Origin of the sequence: Flavobacterium rhizosphaerae (genome assembly GCF_046000445.1) — a bacterium.
Classification (GTDB): Bacteria; Bacteroidota; Bacteroidia; order Flavobacteriales; family Flavobacteriaceae; genus Flavobacterium; species Flavobacterium rhizosphaerae.
In genome coordinates, this window is record NZ_JBELPZ010000033.1 from 1 (window position 1) to 7,228 (window position 7,228).

Consider the following 7,228-nt stretch of genomic DNA (forward strand, 5'->3'; position numbering starts at 1 on the left):
AAATCAGTAAATAAAGAGAAATCAGAATTGATTATAAAAAAAAGGAGCTGTCCCTTTTGAGACAGCCCCGTTTTTATACTTTTTATTTTACCATTTGCTGAATGGTTTTTGCATTAAAAGCGGCATACCCTTTTTCATCATTATCAAAATACAGGTATACATCTTTACCATCTGCTGCCCAGTTTTTACATTTTTGTGCCCACTCTTTAAGTGACTCATGGCTATAATTACCCTGGTATTTGTTACCCGGCCCATGCAGGCGTATATAAACAAAATCTGCCGTAACTTTTACCGGAGACAAATGCCCACCAAGCTCATAAATACAAAAAGCACAGTTGTATTTTTGCAGCAGGGTATATACTTCTTCAGTATACCAGCTGTGGTCCCTGAATTCAAAAGTGCAACGAATTTTTTTTGGTATGTTTTTTATAAAACTCTCCAAACGGCCTGCATTTACACCCCAACGGGGCGGTAGCTGAAACAACACTACCCCCAGTTTATCTTTAAGCCCGGCGGCATGCTCCAAAAATTTATGAAGGCTATCGGCAGTGTCATGAAGTTTTTTAATATGGGTAATATAACGGCTTGCTTTTATTGCATAAATAAAATGATCCGGCACATCATGATACCACTTTTCAAAAGTATTTTTTTCGGGCAGATGATAAAAAGGGGCATTTAGCTCTACTGTATCAAAAACAGACTGGTAATAGGCAAACCTGTCTTTTTGTTTAGTACCCTCAGGGTAAAAAGTGCCCATCCAGTGCTTGTAGCTCCACCCTGAAGTACCTATAACTATTTTTCCTGCCATAACACCGTGCTTATTAATTTATTAAAAATAAAAATTATTGCTTCACCATCTAGTTCCAACAGCATAATTATTCAATAAAAAAAGCCTCTGCATGGACACCGCAGAGGCTTTGGGAAACTAACACAATTTATCACGAAACTTAATTATTATGCAGTACACGCTCCGGATAATCTGATATTATCCCGTCTACTTCAAGTGCTCTCATGCGTTTAATATCCAGCGTATCGTTTACCGTCCACGGTATTATTTTTATATCTTTTTGCTTTAAAGAATCAACAAAACCTTTATTTACCAAATTATAAAGCGGACTGTAAATTTGAGGCACAAAGTTTAACTGTGTCAGGTTTTTATCTATGCCGGGCTCTGCCACAAGGAAAGAAACAGCCACATGAGGGTATTCTTCATGAAGGACATTAAGCATGTGCGGATCAAACGACTGTATGGTATACCTACCCTTTATGTTTTTACTTTTTATGACATCCATTACTAAACGTACAAAATCTCCGGGCATGGGTTGTGTAATGCCATATTCTTCCCTAACCGATTTTATTTCTATATTGTAACGTACCGGCTTACGGTTGTTTGAAACAACATAATGTTCTACACTATCTATAACTTCTGCCAGCAAGGGCTTATACGCTTTTACCTTTTTTTGCTGCGGAAAATTTATGTTTCCCTTTGAACCAATATCGTACTTTTTAATACTGTCATAAGGCATTTTATACAGGTTGTATGAGGTTTCTTCCGCTTTGTGAATACTGTCACCCTTTGGAGTAAGCACATACGCATAAGACATATAAGGCTCATGCGAAACCACCACTTTATTATCGGCAGAAATAACCACATCCATTTCCAGCACATCTGCCCCTTTGTTTACAGCGCTTATAAAAGCAGGCAGGCTGTTTTCGGGAAAATTGCCCCTATCTCCACGGTGCCCCTGCACTTCAACGTTTGTTGTTTGCTTTGTTTTGGCAGTGCTTACGGTAGCATCTCCTGCTTTTTTGCAGGAAACTGACAACGCCAAGCCTGTGATAAATAATACCCCGTACCCTTTCATTATGAGTTACTTTATAGTCGCTGATTTATAAGAAGCTGTTGCCGTATGTATTTTACCAAACATATCGGTAGCCTTAATTTCTATAACATGCTCCCCATCTTTAAGGTGTACCGGTAGCTTACCGCGCCATAAATGATTACAGTCTTCCGGGTCTGAAGAGCGCCTGCCCGGCATAAGCTCATTAGTGGTATCCCATTCCATAACCAATTCGGTATATGATGGATCGGGCTTTTCCATAAACTCCATATCTTTCCAGGTGCCGCCGTCTACCCTATACTGTAAGGTATCATTTTTACTGCCTATAAAAAAGTTGGCATATACATAGGCTTTATTCTTTTTTACTGACGATACCAGGTTAGGCGCAAATACCTCCATCTGATAATCAGCAGGCTTGCCCGCTGCCTTATAGTCTATAGTGTACTGGTTACCGTTAAAATGTATAAACGCGTAGCCCTTTGGGGTACCATCCCGCATTACAGAAATGGGTATGCCTTTTTCATCCAGTTTTCCGGAATACCAGTCGCCACTGGTGGTACCGATGTTAAAATGGTGGTGTGGTTTTTCCTGCAGCCAGCCTTGCTCTTTACCTAAAAATTCCTGACGCTGCAAATGCGTATGCGCCGATATGGAGAGCGTATTGGGATATTCCTTTAACAGTTGAAAAAGCACATCGCGGTCTTCTTCCCTAAAAGCATCATCCCAAATATCGAGTATGGGTATGTGCAGGGCAATAACAATAAGGTGGTCTTTAGGCACATATTTCAGGTCGTTTTCTACAAATGCCAGCTGGTCTTTCCTGAAACCGCCCCAGTAGCCTTTAGCATCACGGGGATCCGGGTACAGCACATCATCAAGAATTATAAAATGTACCTTACCATAATTAAAAGCATAGTTAGAAGGGCCAAAATGCGCCTCGTAAGTTTCGTCGGCCATTTCATCGGTTTCGGCATCAAAATTAAGGTCGTGATTACCTAAAAGATTATACCATGGTATGCCAACCCTTTTTACCGCTTTAATATAGGGATTGAAAAGGCTAAGGTCATTCCCTACCAAATCGCCCATACTCAGGCCGAAAGGTACGTTTTTTATACCCTCTACCTCAGCAACCACACCCCTTGTAAAATAATCAATCTCATCAAGGTCATACGGTTGTGGGTCTCCAAAAATAAGTGCTGTAAAATTATCATTATCAGCAGCGGCAGTCAGTCCAAAATCAACCGATGCCGGCAATTTACCTGTAGGTTTTACGCCTTCAAACTTCATTTCAGGCGAACCCGCCGGCTTATAAATGTAATAAAACTGCGGCTGGTTATCGGCATTTACCGCTACATTATACCCTGATGGTTTTATTACGGATATAATATTATCAGTGCCCAAAGGCAACTGATACTGCCCGGCACCATCGGTGAGTACAACATCGCGCCCGTTGGTAACCGATACACCGGCTATGCCTTTTTCATTACGGTCTTTTTTGCCGTTTTTATTGGCATCGTTATATACATAACCTTTTGCCGTGGTTTGAGCCGTTAGGGAAGCTGTTACCAACAGCATCCATAACGGAAACAAAAACTTATTCATAATTTTATACTATTATCAGTTAATATCCCACCATACATGTGTATTAATATCATCAGTACCTCCCAATAACTGTACACCCTCTGCGTAGTTTTGCGGGTTATCCAGCTGCTGGCTTGGCGGGTAAGGCAGCCTTGCCGGCATTATTGCATTGTTAAGCATGGCACTTGTAGTGGGCAGCTCCGGCATGCCGGTACGCCTGTACTCAAACCATTGCTGGTAGTCTACAAAATATAAGGCATAGTACTTTTGCAGCATTATTTTTTGAAGGGTACCATCATACTGTATCCCTTCGTTATCAAAATAACCTGCAGGCACCTCTGTTTTTAGCTGCTCCATAGCGGCTGTTACACCGTTATTGTAATGGATTTCGGCATCGCCAATATATCCGCGCTGCGCCAATTCGGCTTTTATAAATTCAACCTCAGCATAGGTTAATATAAAAATCTGCATTGGGTTAGTTACCTGCGCTATATTAAAGGTAGAAGCCTCATAATTAAACTGGCTGTCGGGCCCATCATAAGCGCTTGGTATGCCCACATAGCCAATGTTATTGTTTTGCAAATCTTTAGCCTGGGTAGCAATAACCGGCAAGCGGGGGTCATTCCACGTATTTAAATTATCAACAAAGAATGATGCCATTTTAACGCCCAGCCTGAAATCCTGAGGCCTGTCCCACGGCGACATGTTAGGGGTTACCCCGGTTACCTGTAATATGGCAGACTCTTCTGTACTTTCAAACACCGGGTATACCTCTGGGTTTTGTGCCATCTGTGCCAGTTTTTCAAAAGCGCCCGTTTCCGGCCTGTTAGAAATTCGCAATAACAAACGCATGTGCAACGAATTAGTGAATTTTTGCCATTTCTCTACATCATTGGCAAATAGTATATCGCTGGCATATACCATACTTTCATCATTATACATGGCATTGGCATCTTCCAGGTCTTTAAGCAGGGTTTCATAAATATACTCCTGTGTATCGTACGCCGGGTATATGATACCTTCTTCACCACGTGTAGCCTCCGTCATAGGTACGGGACCAAACAAATCGGTAAGATTACTGTATGCCCATGCATTAAGGGTTAAGGCTACTGCAAGGTAATTTTCGTCTTCAGCTTTTTCTGCCGCAGCGCGCATTTCCCTTATATTGGCCAGCCACCTGTAGTAATTGTTCCAGGATGACTCACCAATAGAATTGCTTACATCATAACGGTGCAAACCACCTGTAACACTGGGATAAGGCAATGATACCTGCATGAGGTCAAACGTTATGCTTGCCGCACGGTTGGCATTATGGCTTGCCAGGTTATATATTACAGGGTTAAGCAATGTGCCGGGGCTGATTTGCGAAATGTTATTAGGGTTTTTGTTTGTTTCCTCAAAATCGCTTGTGCAGGCAAAACCTGTTAGTAACAATACTGCCGCACCAAAAACTTTTATCTTTTTCATGTATAAACTTTATTACAGGTTAAGTTTTAAATTAAATCCGTAAGTAGCCGGCGAAGGCATCTGGCCCATTTCCATACCGGGTACAAGGCTGTTTCCGTTAAGGGCAGCTGTTTCCGGATCGTAAATAGGAAAATCTGATATTATAGCCAGGTTACGGCCATATACGGATAGCTGTGCTGATTGTAATGCCGACCCTTTAAGCCATTTTTTAGGAAGGTTGAAGGCAAGGCTCACTTCGCGTAATTTTATATAAGAAGCATCAAATGAGTTAGACTCTATGTTTGCCCTGCGGTAGTATTTGGCATACCAGGTTGGGGTAGCCACAGATACTGTGTTGGGTGAATAACTGCCGTCGGCATTTTGTACTACACCATCGCCTACTATAACACCTTCTTCCCTGCCCGCATACGTATCGGTTAGTTTACCCTGCTCGGTTAGCTTGTGGTGCGTCATGGAATAGATAATACCTCCGTACTGACCGTCTATAGTTGCGCTTAGGGTAAAATTACCAATGGTAAAGTTGTTGGTTAAGCCTGCTTTCCATTTTGGGCTGGCGTCGCCTATATACTCAATTTTATCCGGATAGGCCGGAATACCGCCATCATAAACAATTTGCCCGTCTGGCGACCTTACAAAACCATACCCGTATATAGCCGTTGTAGTTCCGCCTACTTTGGCCAATATAGTTGCCGTACCTGCTTCTGCAATTACCTGCTGGCCTTCTACGCCATCGGGAAGTTCCATAACCCTGTTCCAGTTTTTGGTCCAGTTGGCAGTAGCACCCCACTTAAATTTATCGTTATCTATAATTTTACCACCTAATAAAAGCTCTACGCCACGGTTACGGATTTTACCGGCGTTTATCCTTGCGTAGTTATAACCCGTACTGTAGTTCATCGGCATGCTGATGATCTGGTTCTCTGTAGTGGTGTTATATACGGTAGCATCAAGGTTTATCCTCTTTTTAAACATGTAAAGCTCTATACCTGTTTCGTATGATGTGGTAATCTCCGGTTTAAGGTTAGGGTTGTACAATGTTGTAGGTAATTGTGCCGAGGCCGGGAACGAACTGTAATTGTATGTCCTCTGCGTATCGTAAGGTTCTGCACCCCAGCCTACACGGGCAAAACTAAACCTGTATTTAAGGTAATCTATGGCTGTGGTATTTTTAAGGTTAAAAATATCTGACAGGATAAAACTCGTATTTACCGAAGGATAGAAATATGAACCGTTTTCTTTTGGTAATGTACTTGACCAGTCATTACGCCCGGTAACATCTACAAAAACCACGTCTTTATAGCCTAAAGTAACCAAACCATATAAACTGTTTACGCTTTCGTTACTGTCATTAGCCTGTACAACCGGTGAGTTTACACCGTTAGTAAGCATATACACATCGGGCACTACAAGGCCTTCTACCGAAGCTTCAATGTTTTTATATTTGGTATCGCGTGCGTTTCCGCCTAATGATGCCGATACGCTGAAGTTTTCTGAAAACTTGGGATTATAACTTAATAAGAAATCCGTATTTACTTCCTGCTTATATACATCCTGCCTTTTGTAAAAACCTGCACGGTAACGATTAATACTATATGGCCTGTGCTGTTCCCTGTTTTGGTTATAGGTATTTAAAGCGGTGCGCAACATAAGGTCCAGGTTATCTGTAATTTTAATGTTGGCTGCCATGTTGCCTACAATCTGATGGCTTTGTAGTGGGTTGGTTGCCTCATACGCTATAAGATATGGGTTGTCTATATACGAACTGAAAGGCTGTATCTGGCTTATGTTTTGCTGGCCGTTGTTCCAGATAGGTTTTAACCAGTTAAGGTCTACGTTGGGGTTCTGGAAAATCATGAAATAAGCAATAGAACCATTGTTGTAGCCTGTAGAAGGCAGGTTATCACTCCACCTGTTGTTATAATTAAAAGAGGTGGTAAGCTTTATCCTTTCAGATATCTGGTAATTGGCATTAATGGCAGCCGTAACCCTTTCAAACCCGGTATTGGGCATAATCCATTCATTTTTCTGGTGGCCTATAGACATACGCATAGAGCCATTATCATTACCCCCCTGTAACGAAACGTTGTTGTTAAGGGTAACGCCTGTTTGCCAAAAATCTTTACGGTTATCGGTATAAGGCCTCCAAAGCTGGCGCTCTTCGCTCTGCCCGCCTATGGCAGGGTCATACTGGTAAAAATACTGTCCGTTAAAAGCAGGCCCCCAGGCACTACTGGTACTGCCGGTATTGGGGCCGTCTTCTGAGGCGCCGTATGAGTAGTAAGGATCTCCGTTTTCATCAAAAGAGCTACCCGCGCCCTGTCCGTATTTATACTGGTAAT

General features: G+C 42.1%; 5 protein-coding genes. All 5 read right to left on the reverse strand.

The genetic code is table 11. The features are described 5' to 3' along the window. Positions 1–82: 82 nt before the first annotated feature. Positions 83–808: a DUF72 domain-containing protein gene (locus ABS766_RS16600; RefSeq protein WP_408086322.1), complete on the reverse strand. Its 726-nt coding sequence runs from the start codon at positions 806–808 to the stop codon at positions 83–85. A gap of 139 nt (positions 809–947) precedes the next feature. Continuing rightward, entirely contained in the window at positions 948–1,865 is a 918-nt protein-coding gene (locus ABS766_RS16605; protein WP_408086323.1) for a glycerophosphodiester phosphodiesterase family protein, read from the reverse strand. Between the two features lie 6 nt (positions 1,866–1,871). Then, the gene (locus ABS766_RS16610) at positions 1,872–3,443 is read right to left on the reverse strand and encodes a calcineurin-like phosphoesterase C-terminal domain-containing protein (RefSeq protein ID WP_408086324.1); all 1,572 of its coding nucleotides are present in this window, start codon (positions 3,441–3,443) and stop codon (positions 1,872–1,874) included. A gap of 15 nt (positions 3,444–3,458) precedes the next feature. After that, the gene (locus ABS766_RS16615) at positions 3,459–4,889 is read right to left on the reverse strand and encodes a SusD/RagB family nutrient-binding outer membrane lipoprotein (RefSeq protein WP_408086325.1); all 1,431 of its coding nucleotides are present in this window, start codon (positions 4,887–4,889) and stop codon (positions 3,459–3,461) included. Positions 4,890–4,901: 12 nt separating this feature from the next. Further along, positions 4,902–7,228 (reverse strand): TonB-dependent receptor domain-containing protein (locus tag ABS766_RS16620; protein ID WP_408086326.1); only part of this gene is annotated, 2,327 nt, incomplete at its 5' end.